Source organism: Stenotrophomonas sp. FR024 (genome assembly GCF_047500745.2).
Lineage (GTDB): Bacteria > Pseudomonadota > Gammaproteobacteria > Xanthomonadales > Xanthomonadaceae > Stenotrophomonas > Stenotrophomonas maltophilia_A.
On record NZ_JAXAXM020000005.1, the window covers coordinates 208,530 to 228,087 of the forward strand.

The window sequence follows — 19,558 nt, forward strand, 5'->3', positions numbered from 1 at the left end:
CCCGGAACGCCGCCCATGACGACCGAGAACTTCACCTTCAGCATCACGCGCATCCCTTTCAACGAGGACTACCAGCCCGCTGACGGCACGCGCATCACCACCAACTTCGCCAACCTGGCTCGCGGCGAGTCCCGCCAGGAGAACCTGCGCAACACGATCAGCATGATCAACAACCGCTTCAACGACCTGGCGCACTGGGACAACCCGAGTGCGGACCGCTACGGCGTTGAGCTGGACATCATCTCGGTGGAGATGCACATCGATGGAGCCGACGGCAGCGATCCGTTCCCGCTGATCGAAGTGCTGCGCCCGACCATCGTCGACACGCACACCGGCGCGCGCACCGAGGGCATCGTCGGCAACAACTTCTCGTCCTATGTGCGCGACTACGACTTCAGCGTGGTACTGCCGGCCAGCAACGAGGGAAAGGCCACCTTCGGCATTCCGGAAGGCTTCGGTGATCTTCACGGCAAGCTGTTCCAGCACTTCCTGGAATCGGAGGCCTACCGCGCCAATTTCAGCAAGGCGCCGGTGATCTGCATCAGCGTCTCCAGCAGCAAGACCTACCATCGTACCGAGAACCACCATCCCATCCTGGGCGTGGAGTATCGCCAGGGCGAGTTCTCCCCCACCGACCAGTACTTCGACAAGATGGGCCTGCAGGTGCGCTACTTCATGCCGCCGGGCAGCGTGGCGCCGCTGGCGTTCTACTTCCAGGGCGACCTGCTGGGCGACTACTCGAACCTGGAACTGATCGGCACCATCAGCACGATGGAGGCATTCCAGAAGATCTACCGGCCGGAGATCTACAACGCCAATTCCGTGGCCGGCAAGGTCTACCAGCCCAGCCTGAAGCACCAGGACTACTCCTCCACCCGCATCGTCTACGACCGCGAAGAGCGCAGCCAGCTGGCGGTCAAGCAGGGCAAATTCACCGAAGAGCACTTCATCAAGCCGTATCGCGCCGTGCTTGAGCAGTGGGCTGCCCGCTGATCCACCGATTCTCCATTCGCCCCAGGACACAGAACGCAATGTCGACGAAGAAACTGCTCCCTACCTCCACCGCCGGCAGCCTGCCCAAGCCCTCCTGGCTGGCAGAGCCCGAAAAGCTCTGGTCGCCCTGGAAGCTGCAGGATGAAGGCCTGACCGAAGGCAAGCAGGATGCCCTGCGCCTGTCCCTGCAGGAACAGCAGCACGCGGGCATCGATATCGTCAGCGACGGTGAGCAGACCCGGCAGCACTTCGTTACCACGTTCATCGAGCACCTCAACGGCGTCGATTTCGAGAAGCGCGAAACCGTGCGCATCCGCAACCGCTACGACGCCAGCGTGCCGACCGTGGTCGGCGCCGTGAGCCGCCCCAAGCCGGTGTTCGTGGAGGATGCGAAGTTCCTGCGCCGGCAGACCACGCAGCCGATCAAGTGGGCACTACCCGGGCCGATGACCATGATCGACACCCTGTACGACGCGCACTACAAGAGCCGAGAGAAGCTGGCCTGGGAATTCGCGAAGATCCTCAACGAGGAAGCGAGGGAGCTGGAAGCCGCTGGCGTCGACATCATCCAGTTCGACGAGCCCGCCTTCAACGTGTTCTTCGACGAAGTGAACGACTGGGGCGTGGCCGCACTGGAGCGTGCGATCGAAGGACTGAAGTGCGAGACTGCCGTGCATATCTGCTACGGCTACGGCATCAAGGCCAACACCGACTGGAAGCAGACGCTGGGCTCGGAATGGCGCCAGTATGAAGAGTCGTTCCCGAAGCTGCAGACCTCCAACCTCGACATCATCTCGCTGGAATGCCACAACTCGCACGTGCCGATCGATCTGATCGAGCTGGTGCGCGGCAAGAAGGTGATGGTGGGCGCCATCGACGTGGCTTCCAGCACGGTGGAGACGGCTGAGGAAGTGGCCAACACCCTGCGCAAGGCGCTGCAGTTCGTGGATGCCGACAAGCTCTACCCGAGCACCAACTGCGGCATGGCGCCGCTGGCCCGTGACGTGGCACGGGGCAAGCTGCGTGCGCTCAGCGAAGGGGCCAGGATCGTGCGCGAGGAGCTCTCGGCGTAACCGCTGCAAGCGATCTGCGTCCGGACCTCTGTGCGGGGTCCGGACGCATCGGCACTCAGCGCTTGCGCGCGCGCCGCTCGGGGCACTCCTTCGGATCGAACAGATCGTAGGTCTGCTTGATGGCCAGATTGCGGATCGCCCTGCGGTTTCCCTGCGCTGCAGCCTCACAGGTCCAGTAGATATCCTCTTCCTGGTCCTTGGGCACCCCGCGCCCGATGGAGTACAGGTATCCCAGCTCGGCCTGTGCAGGCGCGTAGCCCGCCATTGCCGCCTTGCGATACAGGTCGGCGGATCGGGCCTCATCCTTCTGTACGCTGATACCCTTGGCATACATCAGGGCGAGCCTGGTCTGCGCCTCCACATCACCGCCATCGGCAGCCGCTGTGAATGCTTCAACCGGGCCAAACGCGCCGGGCGTGTCCATCTCGGCACACCACACCTCGTTCTCCTTGCGATTCAGGCACAGCTCCAGACGGGCCTCCTTGACTCCCGCTAGGCCGAGCTCCTGCACGGCTGCCCTGGCATACCACTGCATGGCCTGGGCCTCGTCTTTCGTGAGGCCGGCGCGTCCCTTCTGATAGAGATTGGCAAGGCTGTACTGCCCGGCCGGCGAGCCGAGTTCAGCGGCTCGGCGGAGCCACAGGACAGCTTGGGCATCATCCTGCTGCGGGCCCAGGCCCTGCAGGTACATGATCCCGAGATCGGACTGTGCGTCCGCATTGCCCTGATCGGCAGCCTTGCGTACCCAGTGCAGGGCCTGAGCGGAATCCTTCGGCACGCCATTGCCTCGCAGATACAGCACACCCAGCATGGACTGTGCCGGCGCATAGCCCTGATCGGCCGCCTTGCGGTACCAGTCCGCTGCCTTCGCTGCGTCCCTGTCGACGCCTGCGCCGCGCAGATACCTGTCCCCAAGTTCATTCTGGGCTTCCGCGTTGCCGGTCTTCGCCGCAGCCATCACGCGATCCCGCTCGGCTGCGTTGTCATTGCCAAGCGCAGGCGTGCTGCAGGCCAGGGCAGCCAGTCCCGCACAGAGTGCGACGCGCCGCAGGGCGCCAATCCATTCTTCCGTGAACGTCTGCATTCTTGATCAACTCCAGATGGATGCCGCAGGTAGACCCGGCAGCTGCCTTGATCAGCAAGTGATCGGGGCCGGGGGCGGCATTATAGGTGCGCGCAGGACCACGTGGCCGAGGTTCTATCTGGGTAGCGGGCGTGCCTGCTCCTGCGCTCGCGACATCGCAGGGGTCCGTCTCAGCGCCAGCGCCTCCTTGATCCGGCCCATCTCGCGCGACCCGGCCTCGGCCAGGCGGCGGGCCTGCTGCCGCTGCTCCCGCGTAGGCGCCGGAGGTGATGGAGCACCGGTATCTACCAGCCGCGCCACCGCATCGCGCAACCGCAACTGCGGGCAAAGCCGGGCGGCACACCAGCGCTCGGCGTAGCGCTTGGCCTGGCGAGCATTCACGGCGGCCACGACCTTGGGCTGGGGTGATTTCCGCGCGGCGAGGAACAGGCGGACCCCGAGCACGGCATGCGGCACGACGTTGGCCACACAGCGGCCGTTCCACCACAGGTCCCAGCGGTCACCGCTCTGCACCCAGCCGGAGGGCCGGGTAGCGGTCATGAAATCGGGAGGGCTGGAGGGTGAATGCATGGCCCGAAGAATACGGTCGGCCGTCGCATGGAATGAGATTGCGGATTTGCGCTGGCGACCTCTCAACGCTTCTGCCGTAGCGAAGCCCTCTCACCACTCTGGGCCGAGCAGCTTCTCCACCTCGGTTTCGAGCTTCTTTGCGGCTTCGGCCTGCGAGGCTACCTTGATGCACAGCCCGGACTGCGCGGGCCCCGGAGTCAACTGGCAGCGGTTGATGGTGCCGCCGCCGTCGCCATCCAGCTCCACCCGGGCCACCAGGGTTCGGCCGTTGGCATTGAAGATCCAGTCCCGGTATTCGGACATCGTTGATTCCATGCGTGACACTTTGAGTGGCCTTCACTCTAAGCGGAGCGACGGTGAAGAGCGCCCGAAGAAAACGTTCGCGGAGCGTGGGTGCCTGGGGCACGCGGCAAGCAGACAAGCATGGGCTGGGCTCCACAGCTCGGGCGCGGCTCACGGAGTATGATGCCGCCTTCCCCGAACTGCCGTGATTGCAGCGGGCGCGCTCCTGCGAGGTACGCGTCGGCGCCGCTGAGACACCCCGCCCGATGCTCGTTTCCTACTCCTCTTTCCTCATCTGGGCGGCCGTGGCCGTTGCCACCGTCGGCCTGCTGTTCCGGCCGTTCCGCATTCCGGAATATGTGTGGGCACTGGGGGCTGCCCTTCTGCTTCCACTGCTGGGAGCGGTGTCGTTCGGCAGGACCTTGCACGCGGTGGCCGAGGGCCGCGATGTCTATCTGTTCCTGGTCGGCATGATGGTGCTGGCCGAGCTGGCCCGGCGCGAGGGCCTGTTCGACTGGCTGGCGCTGTACGCGGTCCGCCACGCAGGCGGCTCGGGACGACGCCTGTTCGACCTCGTGTTCCTGGTCGGCACGCTGGTGACCGTGTTTCTTTCCAACGATGCCACGGCGGTGGTGCTGACCCCGGCGGTCTACGCAGCCTGCAAGGCGGCCCGTGCCAACCCCCTGCCCTATCTGTTCGTCTGTGCGTTCATCGCCAATGCGGCCAGCTTCGTGCTGCCCATTTCCAACCCGGCCAACCTGGTGGTGTACGGCCAGCACATGCCGCCCTTGATGCAGTGGCTGGCACAGTTCGCGCTGCCGTCGCTGGCCGCGATCGGCGCCACCTATCTGGTGCTGCGCTGGGTGCATCGGCGCGAGATCGCGCAGCCGCTGGTGGCGGCGCCGGCGCATCGCCCGCTGACCGAAGGCGGCCGGCTCAGCGCACTGGGCGTGTTGTTCACCGGCACCGTGCTGCTGGTGACCTCCGCACTGAACGGCCCGCTCGGCCTGGCCACGTTCTGCGCAGGCACGCTGAGTGTGGCACTGGTGGCGATGCGCCAACGACGCAGCCCGTTGCCGCTGCTGCGCCATGTGTCATGGGGCGTACTGCCGCTGGTGGCCGGCCTGTTCGTGCTGGTGGAAGCAGTGGCCCAGACCGGTGTCATCCAGGCGGCAGCCAGCGCGCTGCAGGCCGTTGCGCAGACTTCCCCGCACCAGGCCAGCTGGCTGGCCGGTGGCGCGGCCGCGCTGCTGAGCAACGTGGCCAACAATCTGCCGGTCGGCCTCGCCGCAGGCTCGCTGGGCCAGATGGCCGATCTGCCGGCACAGACCCGCGCCGCATTGCTGGTCGGCGTGGACCTGGGCCCCAACCTGTCGGTGACCGGCTCATTGGCCACGATGCTGTGGCTGGTGGCGCTGCGCCGCGAGGGCGAGCATGTCAGCGCGCTCGACTTCCTGCGCGTCGGCGCGCTGGTGATGCCGCCTGCGCTGATCGGGGCACTGTTGCTGCTCTAGTTGGGCGTGGTTCGGTCGCCATGACCAAGTTGCTCAGCGATCACTCTCCAGCTCGATCACCCGGTCAGTCGGGCTCACGATACCGCGCCGATGGGTGATGGCCACCACGGTTACATCGTTCGCCAGTGCGCGGATATGGTCCATGATCTCGCGTTCAGTGGCCTCATCCAGCGCGGAGCTTGCCTCGTCCAGAAACAGGATCGCCGGCTCGCCATACAGTGCACGGGCAATCGCGATGCGTTGGCGTTCCCCGCCGGACAACTTCAGGCCCCGCTCGCCCACCGTGGTTTCCAGCCCCTCGGGCAGCGCCTCGATCAACGGCAGGATCGCAGCCTTGCGTGCGGCATGCCGCAGCCGATCATCATCACGCGCGCGCCCGAGCAGGATGTTGTCGGCCAGGCTTTCGTTGAGCAGGATGACATCCTGCGGAACCACCGCGACAGCGGCATGCCAGGCCGCACGGTCGATCCGGGACAGGTCAAGGCCATCGACCAGGATCCGGCCACGCTGCGGATCGATCGATTTCAGGGCGAGCTTGAACAGGGTCGACTTCCCTGCCCCGGTCGGGCCGATCAGGAAATTGATGCCGCCACGTTCGGCCGCGAAGTACACATCGCTTACCCCGCGACCGTTGCCATAGCGGTGGCTGACCCGCTCGAACGCCAGCCGGCCGCTTTCACCCGCAAAGCGCTGGGCATCGGCCACCTGCTGCTCCTCGGGCGCCGCCCACAAGGTGGAAAGCGGAGCCAGCATGCTCCACGAGCGCGCGACGTCATCGATCGAACGGGCGATCATCTCGAACGGCATGTTGAGCTGGAGCAGCAGCAGATTGAACAGGACGATGTCGCCGACGCTCAGACCGCCGCTCTGGTAGCGCGGCAGCAACAGATGGAAGGTAACGATGAACTCGACCGCCAGGCCGATGCCCAGCAGCGCAATGAAGCCGATCCGCTGCAGTACGTAGGCGCGCCAGCTGTCGCGCACCTCCTGGGCCTTCTGCTCGAAGCGCTGCACCATCCAGGCGCTGCCACCGAACTGGCGCAGCGTCTCCATGGCATTCATGGCATTGCCGACGAAGCGCGCGTTCTGCTGGCCGGCCTCGACCGCAGCTTCGCGATGGATGCGTGCGCGCCGGGTAGCGATGGCGGAAAGCGTGACGGCTACCGTGCCGTAGGCCAGCACGATGGCCACCACCTGCAGGTTGATCAACGCACCCAGCGTTATCAGCGTCAGCAGGATCTGCAGCGCACTGGGAATGAAGGCCACCAGCCCCAGCTGCACCACGATCTTCAGCGCGCCACGGCCTTTCTCCCCTGCAACCTGCAGCTCGGCGGCGTTGTACTCCAGGAAGAAGCTGTTGGTCTTCTTCAGCAGACGGGCGAAGTAGCGGGTACTGGTGATGAAGCCAAGATTCTCGCCGCTGAGGAACGACAGGTACTGCACGGTGTTCTGCAGGGCGCTGCCAGCGCCAAGCATGACCGCATACAGCAGGAAGCCGCCCGCGAGAGCGCCGACCCCGTCGATGGGCAGACGGTCGATCAGGCGTGAGAAAAGATAGGGCGCCGCAACATTGGCCAGGCTGGACAGCACGACACTGCCGGCGATGAGCAGCAGCAGCCTGCGGTCAGCCTTCCAGTACGTGCCCAGGATTTCAGCGACGGGCGGCGGAACAGCAGTCTTCTTCATCGGCCTGGTTCCAGCGTGGACTCAACCCCACAATGATATGCTATAACATATCCATTCAGGAGCGACGTAGCCACGTCGCAGGCCACTTTCGGATGGGATCGATGGACCGGGGAATGACGAACGTATCCGCTGCCATGCCACGCGCGCTCATGGCCCTCAGCATTGCCGCTGCACTGTTGGCCAGCGTGCCTGCGATCGCCCAGAACCCCGGCGATGCCCGGCGTTCGCGGGCCGCAGGCGCAGCGCCCGAGGCGCCGACCGCGACCCTGGACAAGGTGCTGGTGGTCGGCAGCAACATCCGCGATGCCATTGGCGGAGGCGCCTCCCCGATCATCGTGATCGACAAGGAGGCCATCGACCGCACCGGCGTGGCCACCGTGCAGCAGCTGTTCGAGAAACTGCCGCAGAACTTCGGCGGTGGCGCCAATGGTGCCAACGTCGCCAACCTTGGCGTCGACCGCGATACCGGCAACAACTTCGGCCAGGGCACCGCCATCAACCTGCGCGGTCTGGGAACCGGCACCACGTTGACCCTGATCAACGGCCACCGCGTGACCTCGTCGAACCGCTACCAGTACGTGGATGTCTCGCTGATACCGCTGAGTGCGGTGGAACGCGTTGAGATCCTCACCGATGGTGCCTCGGCCATCTATGGCACCGATGCGGTCGGCGGTGTGGTCAACATCATCCTGCGCCGCGACTTCACCGGGTATGAGACCGCTGTGCGTTACGGCGCCGTGACCACCGGCGGCATGGAGGAATACCAGGCCTCGCAGTCGGCAGGCTGGTCGTGGGATGGTGGCCATGTGCTGGCCAGCTACGAGTTCCTGAAGCAGAGCAACCTGCCGGCGGTGGACAAGGATTTCTCGAAGAACGTGCGGGTCAAGCCGTACGACCTCTACCCCGGTTCGAAGCGCCACAGCCTGTACGTGGACGGCGTGCAGCAGCTCAGCGATGTGCTGACCCTGAACGTGACCGGCTCGTTCGCCAAGCGCGAGATGGACACCACCATTTCCGGCACGGCCGACGAAACCCGGTTGTTCCCGCACACGCGCCAGTTCGACCTGTTCGCCGGCCTGACACTGGACCTTCCGCGTCAGTGGCAGGCGCGCCTGGATTCGGGGTTCGGCAGGAGCGATGTGTCCTATCAGCGCACCACCATCACCGGCAGCTCGGCCAGTACCGCGCCACCCACCAATACCAACTCCGAATCGCGTTACCTGGACCTGGTCGCCGACGGTGAGCTGTTCAGCCTGCCCGCCGGTGGGGTTCGCGCGGCATTCGGCGCGGGCTACCGCCGCGATGGCTATGAACTGATCGATCACCGCGGCCTGGAAAAGCCGCTCGACCTGCAGCGTACCGTGAGGTCCGCTTTTGCCGAGCTCAACGTTCCGCTGCTGAAGCATCTGCCGGGCGTGCGCAGCCTGTCCCTGACCGCCGCAGCGCGCTATGACGACTACAGCGATTTCGGTTCCACGCTGAACCCCAAGTTCGGCCTGCTGTGGGAGGCGACCCAGGGGCTTTCGTTCCGCACCAGCTACGGCCGCTCCTACCGGGCGCCGGTGTACCAGGACATGCAGTTGAACAACACCGTGGTGGTGGCGAACGTGCCCAACCCGAGTGCAGCCAATGGCAACACCATCCTGATGATGCTCTCCAATGGCAATCCCGATCTGGGCCCCGAACGGGCCAAGACCTGGACCGGCGGTTTCTCGTTCGCGCCGCCGTCGCTGCCGGGGCTCAAGATTGATGCGAGCTACTACCACATCGAATACGCCGACCGTATCGGCAGCGGCTTCGGCGGCAGCTTCCCGTCGCTGTTCCTGCAGTCCACCGCACCTTACGCAGACATCCTGACCACCAATCCCACGCAGCAGCAGATCCAGCAGGCACGCCAGCTGGGCGTGTCTGGCCTGGGACTGTTCGTCTCGCGCGTGGGGCCATATGCGTTGCCGCCAGGCACGGACGAAACCAACAGCCAGGTGATCCTCGACAACCGCTTCCGCAACAACGCCTTCACCCGGCAGCGTGGTGTCGACTTCAGCGGATCCTATGGCTTCGATGCCGGCCAGACCCACATCGGGCTGAACCTGGCCGGGCAGTACATCATCGAGTCGAAGCGGCGCCTGACCAGTACGTCGCCCGAGGTGGATGCGGTGAATTCGGTGTACTACCCGGTGGACCTCAAGATGCGCGGTGGCATCGCGCTGAGCCGGCAGCAGGCCGCGGCGGGGATCTTCGTGAACTACGTGGACAGTTATCGCGACCCCGCCAATGTCGCCCGGCCCCACGTCAGCTCCTGGACGACCGTAGATCTGAACCTCGCCTACCACTTCGGTGCATCGGCGGACCCGCAGCGTGGCACCTCGCTTGCGTTCAACGTGCAGAACCTGTTCGACCGGGATCCGCCGTTCATCGTCAACAGCATCAACACCGGCTATGACCCCACCAATGCAACAGCGCTGGGTCGCTTCCTGTCCATGACGCTGACGCACCGCTGGTAAGCCGCCATGCGCACCGAAGCCCCTGCCCTGTCCCGGTCCGTCATGGCCATCCAGCAGGCGTTTGCTGTTGCGGCAACCCAGCTCACGTTGATGTGGCGCGAGCGGCGCGTGCTATGGCTCGCCCTTGCCCTGTTGCTGATTGCGGGAGCATCGGTGCTCAGTGGTGCTGCACGCCTGACCCTGCAGGCGCAGGAGCGCCAGGCAATGAGCGAGGAAGAGGCGCGGCTCTGGGACAGCCAGGGCACAATCGACCCGCATAGCGCCGCACATGTGGGGCGTGCCATTGCTGCCCCTGTGCGGCCACTGGCTGCACTGGACCCGGGGCTGACGGACTACCTGGGAACCTCGGTGTTCATCGAAGGCCACGCGCAGAACCCGGCCCGGCACCGTGCCGTGGATGGTGGCACCGCACTCAGCCGCTTCGAGGGTTTCTCTGCGGCGTGGGCGCTGCAGGTGGTGGCGCCGCTGCTGATCGTCCTCGCCGGGTTCGCCACACTGTCCGGCGATGTGGCCCGCGAGACGCTGCGCCAGGAACTCGGTACCGGCGCCTCGGCCGGCGTGCTGATCTGTGGACACTTGATTGCCCTGGCGGCCGCCTCGCTGCTGCTGGTGATGGCCATGCTGCTGATCAGTCTTCCGGGGCTGTCCATCCAGTACGGCGACGCCACGGATCTTGCCGCCCTGCTCGCACTGGCGGCCGCCTACCTGCTCTATCTGCTGGTGTTCTGTGCACTTACCGTGGGGGTGTCGGCACTTGCCGGCTCGGCACGGACGTCACTGGTCGTGCTGCTCGGCTTCTGGGTGGTGTCCACGCTGCTGCTGCCGAGGGTGGCGCCTGCGGTTGCCGAATCCCTGTACCCGACCCCTTCGGCACCGGCGTTCAGGACCGGCGTGACCGAAGAAGCGGAGAACGGCGCGGATGGCCATGACCCGGCCGACAAACGACTTGATGCCTTGCGGGCGGCGTTGATGGCACGCTACCGGGTCGACAGCGTTGACGACCTGCCGCTGAACTTCCGCGGCGTGGCGCTGGAGTTTGCCGAGGCCAACTCGACGCGCGTCTACAACCGCCATTTCGATCGCCTGCATGCCACCTACCAGCAGCAGGACGCCACCCAGCGCCTGTTTGGTCTTGCCTCGCCGACGCTGGCGCTGCAGTCCTGGTCGCGCGCCTTCGCCGGCACGGATTTCCCGGCGCATCTGGCGTTCCTGCGCGGCGTGGAGGACTACCGTTATCGGTTGATCCAGGCACTCAACCAGGAAGTGAAACTGCACAAGGCACCACAAGGCGGGAAGCACGTGGCCGACATCGCCGGCATCACCCGTTCAGTGCACTACCGGCCGCCGCAACAGACCCTGGCCGGTACCGCTACCGCGCAGCGCGGAAATCTCGTCATTCTGCTGGTCTGGCTGATGCTGGGTTGCGTGGTGGTGCTCATCTCCGCTCGGAAGCTGGGGAGATCGCCATGAACGTTGTGTCGATTGCCCGCTATGAGATCCGCCGATTGCTGCGCGATCGAGCGCTGCCGGTGCTGCTTGTCCTGCTGCTCGGGCTGGGTGCCTACGCCGCGTGGAACGGCCGCGCGTGGGTGGACCAGCGCGAGGCGGCCATCGCCCTGATCAAGCAGGAAGAACAACAGACGAAGGAACGCAGCCGGGCATTCGTCGGCAAGGCGCCCTCGGTGCTGCCCCGCGCCCAGCCGGTGCTGGCGCCCGCCGCCATGGCAACGCTGTCGATCGGCCAGGCAGACGACTACCCCTACACCGCCGATGTGGTCGCGCTGGGCGATCCGACCCTGCTGCTCAAGCACGTCTGGGCCGACATCGGCAATCCAGCGGCACGGGCTGCGGGACGGTTCGACCTCGCCTTCGTCATCGTCTTCCTCCTGCCGCTGGTCATTCTCGTGGCCACCCACGATCTGTGGTCACGTGAGCGCGAGCGCGGCATCGCGGCGCTGGTGCTGTCACAGCCGGTGTCGGCAACGCGTCTGCTGGTGGTCAAGGTGCTGGCCCGTGGCCTGGTGGTGCTGCTGCCCGCACTGGCCATCCTCCTGGCGGTGACGATCGGGGCCGGCGCGCGCAGTCCTGCGGGCCTGGCCATGCTGGCCCTGACCGTCCTCCTGTACGGCGCGTTCTGGCTGGCCCTTGCACTGCTGATCGGCTGCCTTGCCAGGCGCACCACCGAGGCGGCCATCGCCGCCGGCGCGCTGTGGCTGCTGATCGTGGTCATGGCGCCGTCGCTGGCGCTGGCCACGGTGAATCTGATCGCGCCGCCGCCGTCACAGATGCAGTTCGCCACCGAAGTAAAGGCGATGCAGTCCGACATCGCCACGCGCCAGCGGCGCGAGCATGCGACGTCGGCGCCAGTGAATTCGCCGTCCCCCGTCATCTCCGACACTGTGCGCCAGGCCTACGCCGATCGGGTTGCAGCTGACCGGGAACTGGAACGCCTGATCGCCTCGCATGCGCAGGCCGAGGCCGCACATCGCCAGGTTCTGGACAAGGTGCGGCTGCTGCTGCCGGCCGTCGCGACACAGGACGCGCTCGACCGCATCGCAGGCTCGGATGCCGACCGCGCGCTCGACTTCCAGGGGCAGGTCCACTCCTTCTGGCAGGCGCGGCGGCTGTTGCACAAGGCCTATCTGGATCGTGACGCGCCGCAGACCTTCGAAGAGTACGACACCCTGCCCCGCTTCCAGTTCCACGAAACAGCCGGCGTCGCCCAACGTGGTGTCCTCGCCGATCTCACCGCACTGATCATTGCCACACTGCTTGTCCTGCTTTCAGCCGGTGCATTGCGCAGCCGGCTGGCAACGCCCTGAGGAGACGTCCACATGCTGTCTGCAAAAAGCCTGGTCATGGAACACGGTGCACATCGGGCGCTGGATGACGTCAGCTTCGCGGTGAAGCCGGGCGAGATATTCTGCCTGCTGGGCGCCAACGGCGCCGGCAAGTCGACCACCATCAAGCTGTTTCTTGGCTTTCTGAAACCCACCTCCGGTGCGGCCGAAGTGGACGGTCTCAGTGCGCACCAGCAGCCGCAGGAGGTACGCCGGCGGCTGCTGTACATCCCCGAGACCGTGGCGCTGTACGACGAGCTGACCGGCTACGAGAATCTGGACTACTTCGCCCGCCTGGCCGGTGTCGAGGAACGCTCGCCAGCGCGGTTGAAGGACGCACTCAGGTCCGCCGGCCTGGCGACCGACGCATTCGGGCGACGCGTGGGCCTCTATTCCAAGGGCATGCGGCAGAAGGTCGGCATCGCACTGGCCATCGTCAAGGAAGCCAGGGCTCTGTTGCTGGATGAACCCACCTCGGGCCTGGACCCAACGGCGTCAGCCGAATTCCATGAGTTGATCGTGCGGGAACGCGATCGCGGCACGGCGATCCTGATGGCCACCCACGATCTGTTCCGTGCCCGTGAGGTGGCGACCACGATCGGCCTGATGCGGGCCGGTCGCCTGCGCAGGACATTGGATGCCAGCACGATCACCGCGAACGATCTTGAGAGCCTGTACCTGGAAGAAATGAGCCGCAGCGCCTAGGCCACGGCGGCCGCCTGCGCGCCACGTTGGCCGGACCAGCGACGCAGCCACGCTTCGATGTTGATCTGCGGGCCGAAGATGCCGAGCACCTGCGACGAGTGGTCCGGGCCGACCTGCTGGATGCCCGCATCGGCCAGCGCGCTGTCGAGATAGCCGCGCCTGGAAAGCATTCCATCGACCAGAAGATTCCTGATGAACTGCTGGTGCCCCTGGGTGACCGCCACGGAGTGATCATCCAGATAGGATTTCACCTTCCGCGACACCAGCACCTCCGGCAACAGGCCTTTCATTGCACGCCGCGCGATGGTGCGGTCTTCCGCGTCCGCGATGAGCAGGTGCAGCGGAATGCGCGCGAACAGTTCGACAAGCGGCTGCGCACTGATCGGCGATACGCCATGCCAGTGGCCTGCACCTTCGAAGGGATCAAGGACGCTGGTCGGAAACACCATGCGGCCGATATGGGCCAGCTTGTAGGGTGATACGCGATGCCCCTGCGCCTGCGCGTGCCGCAACCAGGCCGGCTGCAGGCCATCCTGTTCGGCGCGGTCCACCCGCACCCATGGGCAGGGTTTGCCCCAACGGCCATTGATGCTGCCTGGCCGCTTGAGCAGACCATGGACCATCGCATCCTTCAGCACCCCGTACAGTGAGTCGCCGGACTGCGCGGTTTCGAAGGCGACGCGGAAGAAATCCCGGTCGATGCCGCGCCGCCAGGCGTAGTCGATCGCAGCGGCATTGCCCTTGAAACGCAGGAACACCGCATCACCGCCAACACCGGTGAACTGCACGGTGTCACCGTCGAAGGCCACGTCACGGCGGTGGAGAAGATAGCCGGAACAATGCGCCGGCCGGGCTGTACGCGGGAAGGTCATGATCTCTTCCAGCGCGCAGTGAGGTTGCCTTCGGTACTCGATGTATTCGCAACGCCTGCCCGAGGAATCACTGGCCCCTTGCACTGCCATCCGCGCGAACAGCCGTTCGTCGGCGCCGATGCCCTCATCGTAGTGATGGACACACGTCACCTGCGGTGCCGACGGCGCCTGCAACAGGCCGGCCAGGATGATCGAGGAATCCAGCCCGCCTGACAGCTGCAGCTGGATGCGCCGGTGCGGGCTGGCCAGTGCACCGATGCAGCCCAGCAGCGTGGAACGCGCCAGCGACACGGCTTCCTGAAGATCTTCGATCGGCGCGTCGCGGGCCAGCCGCACCACGTCCCACTGGCAGCGCCGGCCCACCGGCTCACCATTACGGATTGAAACCGCTTCGCCCGCTTCGACCGCCGTGACCTCCTGGAAGCCGGTCTGCAGGCCATCACGAAACGGGTACAGCAGCGAGTACGACAGGAAGGACCAGTCAACGCTGAATTCACGCAGACCCAGCATCAGGCAGTCTTCCATGTTGGAGAAGACCAGCGTCAACTGGCCCACCGTGGTCATGTAGCACGGGATCTCCGCAGTGGGATCGCGCAGGACGAACCAGCTCGACGTTTCCTGCTGGAAGCCGAACGCCACGTAGCGGCCCCAGTAGTGTTCTACGATGCTGCGGCCCTGGCTGCTGCAGGCGGCGTCCGCTGTGGCGGGATCCAGGTTCACGCAGCAAGGCACTTTGCCTTCGCCGAACGTCTTGTGGAACAGCTTGCCCAGTACCACCAGCGAGTTCGAGCGATCGCATTCGAAATAACCGTGGTTGTCGCTCTGCACATGGATCGCCGCGCCATTGTCGTTCAACACGCAGGCGATGCCGGGCAGCCTGGCGCCGATCCTTTCCACGATGCGTTCCGCCTGCGCCGTCGCGGATTCCGAGTGGGTGTTCCAGAGCACGGCGATGTATCGGTACATGGCAGGTTTCGTTACAGCACCAGGATGGGAACCATCCGGCGCAGGTTGAAGGGAATGTCGGTCAACACCTGATCGCCGTGCTGCAGCCAGCAATGCGCGGCGAACGGCTGGGTTCTGACCGCGAACACCCAGGCCGGAGCGATGCCGTAGTTCGACAGGAATCCGCGCATCGCCAGGCAGTAGAGAAAGCACTCATCGGTTTTCCTGAAAGCCAGGGGCCGAAGCCAGTCGAACACCCGCACCCGCAGGGCTAGTTCTTCAGCGCCTACCGGCCTGCTGTGGCCGCGATCCGCCCGACGGCGCACGGCCGACACCGTGGAACTGAAAGGAAGGAACGTTCTGCTGCAGGCGGCATAGGCGCACGAGGCGATGAATCGACGCAGGTCACGCGCCATGATGGGTGGACGGCCACGCGGCGCGCCTTCGCGCGCCCAGTACCGAGGCAGCGCAATGGCAGGGCTGGCAGCGGATTTCCCCTGCTGCGGATCCGCGGTGATCAGGCGGCGGTCGATCAATGCCTGCAGAAGCCTGGGCGTGCTTGCGTCATCGGACTGCAGGGGCCAATCGAGAACGAGCTTGCCAAGGCCTGCGGCGCCGCGTTTTTCAAGGGAGAGATACTTTCCCGTGGCCTGGTCCAGAATCACCATCGCATCGCCGGTGACACAGACGTGGGCGTGCTTTGACAGGAAATACGGGGCGGCAGCCTGCTCCATCATGCGCTCCTGCGCCGGAACCGGAGAAGCGGTGCATGCAAGGCATGCACCGCAGATGCGACATTGCGCGGCAGATCAGGGCGACGTGGTCGGGAACACGCCATCCCACAACGTGCCGTGGTTGTGCGCCTTCGTTTCCGAAACCACCGAGCCCAGCTCGATCAGTTCGCCACCCATGCCCTGATCCTCAGGGTTCTGCTGTCCTGCCACTACACCCAGCTCAATCAGCTCGTTCATGAACATCTCCTATCGTCAGTGGATGTACCCGCGCATTGCGTTGGATCGCGTTGCATTGGATACGGAGCAGCCAAGCCACCATCGCCGCGACATTGCAGGGCGATTGCCGCCAAGGCACCTGAATGTTACGATATAACATATTATTTTGGCGTGACGAATGACGCCAGTGGCCCGTTGTCGATATGACCTACGAGAGGCGAGAGGGATGAGCAGCGAGATCAGAGACGACGGCCTGGATCCCACGCTTCTGCTGAAAGGGATGTTTCCCTTGCCGAAGTTCATCCGTTTCGTACGGGAGCGTTGCCCACCGGGACGCTTCGACGAGGCTGCGCTGGTGGAGGAATGGCGGACGGCACGTGCCGAGGTGCTGAGGCTGCGGCAGGAGGAAGCCGGTGAGGCCGACGCCATCAATGTCCATGCGTTACCGGATGAGATGCTGCCGCTGGCTGAGCAGGCGCTGCGACAACCCTCGATGCACCGGATGACGAGTGTTCTGCCGCGCAGTTGGCAGATGGTCGAGATCGATCGACTGGTGGTCTTCCAGGAATGCATCAATCTTCGTCACATCGACCAGTTGGCGGCTGCAGTGACTGCCTCACCCACCGCGCAGGAGGTCATGCAGCTTGTCGCCCGCAGCGGCAGCCATGCACATCCGGAAGTGCGGTTCACCCAGTCCGATGGCAGCTACACGTTCGCGTCCACCTCGAACGACCTGCGCTTCCTCGATGTGGCGACCCTCGATCCGGCTGCCATCGCCGACTACGAGCCGTTCGGCGCAGCCAGCCACGCCGTCGTCATCTATCTGGGTTTCAGTGACAACCTGATCAGCGCCACCCGGTTCGGCAGGCGCATGGTGCTGACCAATGGCTCCCATCGCCTGTACCTGCTGCGCCGGCTCGGGTTCCGCCATGCGCCCTGCCTCGTCACCGATGCCTCCGACAGCGACCTCAGCGAGGTTCTGCTGCCGGCGGCGGTCAAGCAGGATCGCGGATTCTACCTGTCTTCCCCGCGTCCACCGCTGTTCAAGGACTATGTCGATCCTCGCCTGACCTGCGTCGTGCCGGTCACCCGCAAGCACTACGCTCTGAGGGCCAAGCTCGACCTGCAGAGGCTCACGGTTCCGGCCTTGTAGGCCAGGCTGTCCAGCCGCTTCGATGTCGTGCGGTCGATATGGCCGGATTGGTGAATCACCTGGCGGAACTGTCGAATGACGGTCTCCGGCCCGCCGAATACGCTTCCCCTCCTCGGTTCCAGAGGATGCCCGCATGAATGACACCGCCCCCGCCACTGAAGCAACACACAGCAGTCTGCCCATCATTCACGTCCTGATGGGATTCATCTGCGTCTGGCACCGACATGAACCCGGGCAGGCCCGTGATGAGGAGTGAGGCACGCTGTGGCGCCCGGCCGACCAGGGTTGCGCAGGTGCAGGCGTGACCAAGGCGGTTGCCGGGCGCAATGACGTGGGCGCCGATTACCCGGATCGGGTCGCGCAGACGGTCATGGTGTTCGAACTGGACCCGATCCCGGATGCGTGGGAAATGGACTTTCATTCGCATCGGAAAGCGCAGCTGCTGGTGGCCACGCATGGCCTGATCACACTGGAGTCGCCAGCCGGCCTTTGGGTGGTGCCGCCGCAGGGGGCGATCTGGATTCCCGGCGGGTTGACCCACCGCGCCAGCAGCAGCGGAAAACCCCATGGGTTCGTCGTGTTCGTTAATCCCGAGGCGGTTCCGGGATTGCCAGCCCACTGCTTCGCGATGGCGATCACCCCGTTCATGCATGCCCTGCTGCAACGCACCGCACGCCTGCCGCTGCAGTACGAGGACGGCAGCGCCCATGCCCGGCTGATGACCGTGCTGTTGGATGAGCTTGCTGCGGCGCCGCCGGAGTGGCTTCACCTGCCCATGCCTTCCGAGCCGCGACTGCGCACCCTGGCCAATGCCATGCTGGCTGCACCGGCCGAGCGCGCAACGCTCGACCTGTGGGCCGGCCGGATTGGAATGAGCGAGCGCAACATGTCCCGCCTGTTCTGCGCTGAAACCGGATTGAGCGTGAGGCGCTGGCGGCGGCAGATGCATGTGATGGTTGCCCTGCCGATGCTGGCAAGGGGCAGGACGGTGCAGTCCATTGCCGATGACCTTGGCTACGACAGCGCTGGCGCCTTCGTGACCATGTTCCGCAAGGCGGTCGGCGCCCCGCCCAAGCGCTTCCTCGCCGAACGCGGGGCCTGGCTGCAGGCGCCCGACGCAGGCGATCAACCGCGGGCGTGGCCCGCCTGCGGTTGATCGTGCGCCCGGCGGCTGGCAAGGGCACGCCCAGGCTGCGCCCGGGCGCAGCGATCACTCAGCGCTGCTGATCCTTCAGGAACAGCCAGGTGATCAGCGTGGCATCCGGCCCCTTTGGGTCGGTGAACGGCAGGCCGGACTGGCTGCCGCTCCACGCATGGCCCATGCCCTGCACCACATAGTGCTGCACCAGCGTCCTGCCACCGTAGGCGTAGGTATCCACCGTATACGCACGTCCACCCGGCACCTGGCCGTGATAGGTGCTGGTCGGCACGTACTTCACCGAGTCGTTGTCCAGGCCGTCGTCGGCCAGATCGTTGGTCTGCAGGAACTGGCGCACGGCCTGCTGGCCGTTCACCGGATTGACGGTGAGATCGGCGCTGCCATGGAACACCAGCACCGGCAGCGGTCGGGGCGACGGCGATCCCGAGCACTGCCAGGCCAGACGGCCATTGCTGTCCGGCGAATAGATGCTGCCGGCCAGCAACGCATAGGCGCTACCGGAAATCGTGGTCGCCCCCTTGAACATGCCACCGGAATGGATCGCGCCGGCAGCGAACACATCCGAATAGCAGGCCAGCATGATCGAGGTCATCGCGCCGCCCGCGGAAATGCCGGTGACATAGACCCGGTGCGGATCCACGCTGTAGCCCGCTTTCACCTTGTCCACGATGCCGGCCAGGATCGAGGCTTCGCCGCTGTCGCGGGCCTGGTTGATCGGCAGCTGCCAGTTCCAGCAGCGGGCCGGATTGGAGGTGACGTTCTGCCGGGGGTAGACCACGATGAACCCCTCAGTGTCGGCCACATCGTTGAAGCCGGAGGCCTCGCCCATCAGGTTCGGCCCGGTCACACAGCCGTGCAGCACCAGCAGCAGGGGCAGTGGCTGGGCCGCGTCGTAGCCGGCCGGCACCCAGACCTGGTACTCGCGGGCGCCGAACAGATTGCCGTACAGGCCGATATCCCAATGACCGGCCGGGCCAGCGGCAACCGCGCTGCCCGCCATCGCCAGCCAGCTGCACATCACCAGCAGTACCGCCTTGATCGAATCGATTCCGGATTTCATGGCCAGATCCTCGTGCGTGAGTCGTGGATGAAGGAGTACCGGGGACCGCTTCCGGTTGGGGGCGCGCCCAGTATCCGCATCCACGGGCCGCTGCCGACTGGACCTAGGTCCACTCGCTGCTTGCCCATGACACCGCTAGCCTTGGCTGCAGGGGTGGCAATGGGCCAT

General features: G+C 65.3%; 18 protein-coding genes. 10 read left to right on the forward strand and 8 right to left on the reverse strand.

Annotated features, from left to right (window positions below; all coding sequences use genetic code 11):
• Window positions 1–15: 15 nt before the first annotated feature.
• Both ACMZ91_RS08125 and ACMZ91_RS08130 read left to right on the forward strand, forming a co-directional pair.
• The gene (locus ACMZ91_RS08125) at window positions 16–993 is read left to right on the forward strand and encodes a DUF1852 domain-containing protein (protein ID WP_414576545.1); all 978 of its coding nucleotides are present in this window, start codon (window positions 16–18) and stop codon (window positions 991–993) included.
• A gap of 38 nt (window positions 994–1,031) precedes the next feature.
• Window positions 1,032–2,066 carry a methionine synthase gene (locus ACMZ91_RS08130; protein ID WP_049422263.1) on the forward strand — a complete coding sequence of 345 codons (1,035 nt, stop codon included), beginning with the start codon at window positions 1,032–1,034 and terminating at the stop codon, window positions 2,064–2,066.
• A 55-nt stretch (window positions 2,067–2,121) separates the two neighbouring features.
• Here the strand turns inward: ACMZ91_RS08130 and ACMZ91_RS08135 are convergent, their stop codons facing one another.
• From ACMZ91_RS08135 to ACMZ91_RS08145, 3 genes are all read right to left on the reverse strand, one after another.
• Complete coding sequence (locus tag ACMZ91_RS08135; RefSeq protein ID WP_329810055.1) at window positions 2,122–3,150, reverse strand: SEL1-like repeat protein; 1,029 nt, start codon at window positions 3,148–3,150, stop codon at window positions 2,122–2,124.
• Window positions 3,151–3,264: 114 nt separating this feature from the next.
• The gene (locus ACMZ91_RS08140; protein ID WP_256200923.1) at window positions 3,265–3,786 is read right to left on the reverse strand and encodes a hypothetical protein; all 522 of its coding nucleotides are present in this window, start codon (window positions 3,784–3,786) and stop codon (window positions 3,265–3,267) included.
• Window positions 3,787–3,810: 24 nt separating this feature from the next.
• Window positions 3,811–4,023 (reverse strand): hypothetical protein, encoded by a 213-nt coding sequence (locus ACMZ91_RS08145; RefSeq protein WP_414576548.1) that lies wholly within the window; start codon window positions 4,021–4,023, stop codon window positions 3,811–3,813.
• Window positions 4,024–4,268: 245 nt separating this feature from the next.
• On the opposite strand from ACMZ91_RS08145, the gene ACMZ91_RS08150 reads away from it, so the two are divergent.
• Entirely contained in the window at window positions 4,269–5,516 is a 1,248-nt protein-coding gene (locus tag ACMZ91_RS08150) for an arsenic transporter (protein ID WP_414576550.1), read from the forward strand.
• Window positions 5,517–5,549: 33 nt separating this feature from the next.
• Here ACMZ91_RS08150 and ACMZ91_RS08155 read toward each other — a convergent pair whose 3' ends face one another.
• On the reverse strand, window positions 5,550–7,202 hold the full coding sequence (locus ACMZ91_RS08155) for an ABC transporter ATP-binding protein (RefSeq protein ID WP_414576552.1): 1,653 nt from the start codon (window positions 7,200–7,202) through the stop codon (window positions 5,550–5,552).
• Window positions 7,203–7,315: 113 nt separating this feature from the next.
• Here ACMZ91_RS08155 and ACMZ91_RS08160 point away from each other — a divergent pair, with 113 nt between their 5' ends.
• From ACMZ91_RS08160 to ACMZ91_RS08175, 4 genes are read left to right on the forward strand one after another with little or no spacing between them, the layout of a single operon-like run.
• Window positions 7,316–9,706: a TonB-dependent receptor plug domain-containing protein gene (locus ACMZ91_RS08160; RefSeq protein ID WP_414576553.1), complete on the forward strand. Its 2,391-nt coding sequence runs from the start codon at window positions 7,316–7,318 to the stop codon at window positions 9,704–9,706.
• A gap of 6 nt (window positions 9,707–9,712) precedes the next feature.
• Complete coding sequence (locus tag ACMZ91_RS08165; RefSeq protein ID WP_414576555.1) at window positions 9,713–11,176, forward strand: DUF3526 domain-containing protein; 1,464 nt, start codon at window positions 9,713–9,715, stop codon at window positions 11,174–11,176.
• Complete coding sequence (locus ACMZ91_RS08170; protein ID WP_414576557.1) at window positions 11,173–12,528, forward strand: ABC transporter permease subunit; 1,356 nt, start codon at window positions 11,173–11,175, stop codon at window positions 12,526–12,528. Before ACMZ91_RS08165 ends, ACMZ91_RS08170 begins: the two co-directional genes overlap by 4 nt.
• 12 nt (window positions 12,529–12,540) lie before the next feature.
• Window positions 12,541–13,251, forward strand: a complete 711-nt coding sequence (locus ACMZ91_RS08175) for an ABC transporter ATP-binding protein (RefSeq protein WP_414576559.1) — start codon at window positions 12,541–12,543, stop codon at window positions 13,249–13,251.
• Here ACMZ91_RS08175 and ACMZ91_RS08180 read toward each other — a convergent pair.
• From ACMZ91_RS08180 to ACMZ91_RS08190, 3 genes are all read right to left on the reverse strand, one after another.
• Complete coding sequence (locus ACMZ91_RS08180; RefSeq protein WP_414576561.1) at window positions 13,248–15,089, reverse strand: asparagine synthase-related protein; 1,842 nt, start codon at window positions 15,087–15,089, stop codon at window positions 13,248–13,250. The genes ACMZ91_RS08175 and ACMZ91_RS08180 overlap by 4 nt on opposite strands.
• Before the next feature lie 11 nt (window positions 15,090–15,100).
• Window positions 15,101–15,802, reverse strand: coding sequence for a lasso peptide biosynthesis B2 protein (locus ACMZ91_RS08185; RefSeq protein ID WP_414576563.1), 702 nt, complete (start codon window positions 15,800–15,802; stop codon window positions 15,101–15,103).
• 75 nt (window positions 15,803–15,877) lie between these two features.
• A complete protein-coding gene (locus ACMZ91_RS08190; RefSeq protein ID WP_162292259.1) occupies window positions 15,878–16,039 on the reverse strand; it encodes a hypothetical protein in 162 nt (53 codons plus the stop codon).
• Window positions 16,040–16,244: 205 nt separating this feature from the next.
• On the opposite strand from ACMZ91_RS08190, the gene ACMZ91_RS08195 reads away from it, so the two are divergent.
• From ACMZ91_RS08195 to ACMZ91_RS08205, 3 genes are all read left to right on the forward strand, one after another.
• Window positions 16,245–17,171: a hypothetical protein gene (locus tag ACMZ91_RS08195; RefSeq protein WP_414576565.1), complete on the forward strand. Its 927-nt coding sequence runs from the start codon at window positions 16,245–16,247 to the stop codon at window positions 17,169–17,171.
• Window positions 17,172–17,304: 133 nt separating this feature from the next.
• On the forward strand, window positions 17,305–17,427 hold the full coding sequence (locus ACMZ91_RS08200) for a hypothetical protein (RefSeq protein WP_256200927.1): 123 nt from the start codon (window positions 17,305–17,307) through the stop codon (window positions 17,425–17,427).
• Window positions 17,428–17,502: 75 nt separating this feature from the next.
• Window positions 17,503–18,327 (forward strand): AraC family transcriptional regulator, encoded by an 825-nt coding sequence (locus tag ACMZ91_RS08205; RefSeq protein WP_414576567.1) that lies wholly within the window; start codon window positions 17,503–17,505, stop codon window positions 18,325–18,327.
• A gap of 58 nt (window positions 18,328–18,385) precedes the next feature.
• Here ACMZ91_RS08205 and ACMZ91_RS08210 read toward each other — a convergent pair whose 3' ends face one another.
• Entirely contained in the window at window positions 18,386–19,390 is a 1,005-nt protein-coding gene (locus ACMZ91_RS08210) for an extracellular catalytic domain type 1 short-chain-length polyhydroxyalkanoate depolymerase (RefSeq protein ID WP_414576569.1), read from the reverse strand.
• Window positions 19,391–19,558 lie beyond the last annotated feature (168 nt).

What these genes read in the sequence shown, in the direction of transcription:
- ACMZ91_RS08125 (WP_414576545.1), top strand. Translation starts at nt 16, where the DNA reads ATGACGACCGAGAACTTCACCTTCAGCATCACGCGCATCCCTTTCAAC.
- ACMZ91_RS08130 (WP_049422263.1), top strand. Translation starts at nt 1,032, where the DNA reads ATGTCGACGAAGAAACTGCTCCCTACCTCCACCGCCGGCAGCCTGCCC.
- ACMZ91_RS08135 (WP_329810055.1), bottom strand. Translation starts at nt 3,150, where the DNA reads ATGCAGACGTTCACGGAAGAATGGATTGGCGCCCTGCGGCGCGTCGCA.
- ACMZ91_RS08145 (WP_414576548.1), bottom strand. Translation starts at nt 4,023, where the DNA reads ATGTCCGAATACCGGGACTGGATCTTCAATGCCAACGGCCGAACCCTG.
- ACMZ91_RS08150 (WP_414576550.1), top strand. Translation starts at nt 4,269, where the DNA reads ATGCTCGTTTCCTACTCCTCTTTCCTCATCTGGGCGGCCGTGGCCGTT.
- ACMZ91_RS08155 (WP_414576552.1), bottom strand. Translation starts at nt 7,202, where the DNA reads ATGAAGAAGACTGCTGTTCCGCCGCCCGTCGCTGAAATCCTGGGCACG.
- ACMZ91_RS08160 (WP_414576553.1), top strand. Translation starts at nt 7,316, where the DNA reads ATGACGAACGTATCCGCTGCCATGCCACGCGCGCTCATGGCCCTCAGC.
- ACMZ91_RS08165 (WP_414576555.1), top strand. Translation starts at nt 9,713, where the DNA reads ATGCGCACCGAAGCCCCTGCCCTGTCCCGGTCCGTCATGGCCATCCAG.
- ACMZ91_RS08170 (WP_414576557.1), top strand. Translation starts at nt 11,173, where the DNA reads ATGAACGTTGTGTCGATTGCCCGCTATGAGATCCGCCGATTGCTGCGC.
- ACMZ91_RS08175 (WP_414576559.1), top strand. Translation starts at nt 12,541, where the DNA reads ATGCTGTCTGCAAAAAGCCTGGTCATGGAACACGGTGCACATCGGGCG.
- ACMZ91_RS08180 (WP_414576561.1), bottom strand. Translation starts at nt 15,089, where the DNA reads ATGTACCGATACATCGCCGTGCTCTGGAACACCCACTCGGAATCCGCG.
- ACMZ91_RS08185 (WP_414576563.1), bottom strand. Translation starts at nt 15,802, where the DNA reads ATGGAGCAGGCTGCCGCCCCGTATTTCCTGTCAAAGCACGCCCACGTC.
- ACMZ91_RS08190 (WP_162292259.1), bottom strand. Translation starts at nt 16,039, where the DNA reads ATGAACGAGCTGATTGAGCTGGGTGTAGTGGCAGGACAGCAGAACCCT.
- ACMZ91_RS08195 (WP_414576565.1), top strand. Translation starts at nt 16,245, where the DNA reads ATGAGCAGCGAGATCAGAGACGACGGCCTGGATCCCACGCTTCTGCTG.
- ACMZ91_RS08200 (WP_256200927.1), top strand. Translation starts at nt 17,305, where the DNA reads ATGAATGACACCGCCCCCGCCACTGAAGCAACACACAGCAGTCTGCCC.
- ACMZ91_RS08210 (WP_414576569.1), bottom strand. Translation starts at nt 19,390, where the DNA reads ATGAAATCCGGAATCGATTCGATCAAGGCGGTACTGCTGGTGATGTGC.